Annotated in this window: 1 pseudogene; it reads right to left on the minus strand. The window is 39.7% G+C overall.

Annotated features, from left to right (window positions below):
- Positions 1-289: pseudogene (locus tag BWI92_RS28440) on the minus strand (tRNA-dihydrouridine synthase); the annotation flags it as partial.
- Positions 290-464: the final 175 nt, after the last annotated feature.

Below are 464 nucleotides of genomic sequence, written 5' to 3' on the forward strand. Positions count from 1 at the left end.
CTTTGAAATGTGGTATTCCCTTAAAGTAATTAGCATAATGACGGCGCATCTCAACAATACCGACATGGTTGCCTTTCCAGCGGATACTGAAATCAAGGTGGTGTTTACAGACATCTATGCGGTCTTGAATAGTTGGTGGCGCTAGATGCTCGCCTGTTTTAAGAAATGCTTGACTTCGTTGAAGATCCAAGGATACCCAATAGAGGCACGGCCTATCATGATGCCGTCGACACCGTAACGATTTTATATGCTAAGGCTTTTCTGGAGAATCAATATCACCATTTCCGAAATAGGAATCTTGAATTRCGGTAGAACCAAATCTTCTTGTACTAGCTGTGAAATGATTTCGCCTTGGGCAATCATTTTTTCATAAATTTCCTCTTCCGATAAATCAGTTCCTGATAATAGAATACCCTCTAATCGTTTTGAAACTTTGGAGATTTCAAGTGTATAAATCAACAAGG

Origin of the sequence: Flectobacillus sp. BAB-3569, from assembly GCF_002270355.1 — a bacterium.
GTDB lineage: Bacteria > Bacteroidota > Bacteroidia > Cytophagales > Spirosomataceae > Flectobacillus > Flectobacillus roseus.